General features: G+C 36.3%; 1 protein-coding gene. It reads left to right on the forward strand.

Annotated elements, in window-relative coordinates:
* Positions 1-66 precede the first annotated feature (66 nt).
* A protein-coding gene (locus tag E5D58_RS14890; protein WP_136483178.1) for an IS3 family transposase occupies positions 67-1148 on the forward strand; the annotation gives its coding sequence in 2 pieces (ribosomal slippage) (positions 67-328 and positions 328-1148; 1083 coding nt annotated over the 2 pieces). This gene is flagged as partial in the annotation.

The following is a 1148-nucleotide window of genomic DNA, read 5'->3' on the forward strand; positions in this document are numbered from 1 at the left end:
TGTAAGCTTCCCTATAAATCGAACTGTTTAAAAGTGTAAAAATAATATTAACTTTAAACAGTAATTATGAGAAAAAGTAAATTCAGTCCCCAGCAAATAGCTAAGATTTTAAAAGAGTTCGATAACGGAAAGAGTGTCGATCAGATAACGCGTGAACATGGTGTAAGTACATCGGCCTTTTATAAATGGCGAGAACGTTATTCAGGCATGAACGGAAAAGAACTAAAGCGTATTAAAGAATTAGAAGAGGAGAACCGCAAACTTAAACAGATGTACGCAACTTTAGCTTTAGACCACCAAATGACTAAAGAGATTATTGAAAAAAAGCTATAAAGCCCTGCCGTAAGCGGATCATCGCCAAAGAACTTATACATTACGGCATCAACAGGGCGTGTCGCGTATTGAATATGAGTAAGAGCGTCTATTATTACAAATTGATTCCCAAGGATGACACTGAAATAGAACGAGCTTTACAGCAGAAAGCTGAAGAGCATTCAGAAGAAGGCTTCTGGAAAGCCTATGATCGCTTACGAGAAGAAGGTAAACCCTGGAATCACAAACGTGTCCATAGAGTTTATGTGTCTTTAGGTTTACCCTTTCGTAGAAAGGCAAAGAAACGTTTACCATTTAGAGTTAAAGAGCCTTTAGAAGTTCCTAGCGAACTTAACCATACATGGAGTATGGATTTTGTAACAGATGTTTTAGAGAATAAGAGACGTTTTAGAGCTTTTAATATAATTGATGACTATAATCGAGAGGCGCTTCACATAGAAATTGATTTTTCATTGCCTAGTAATCGTATTGTTTGGGTGTTAAACCATCTGATACATAAAAGAGGCAAACCACAAAAGATTAGAATGGATAATGGTCCAGAATTTATCGCAAAAATAACCTCACAGTGGAGTATGATGCACGAGATAGAGTTTCAGTATATTCAACCAGGAAAACCCACACAAAATGCATTTATTGAGCGATTTAACGGGAGCTATAGACGTGGCGTTCTAAACAAATATATTTTTGAAAACATTAATCAAGTCAGAGAACAAACAAAAATATGGATGGATGATTACAATCTATACAGACCACATGATGCTTTAGGTAAATTATCACCTATAACATATGCCAAGCAAAAACGTGACGCTGCCGCT

The organism is Cognatitamlana onchidii, from assembly GCF_004804355.1.
GTDB lineage: Bacteria > Bacteroidota > Bacteroidia > Flavobacteriales > Flavobacteriaceae > Cognatitamlana > Cognatitamlana onchidii.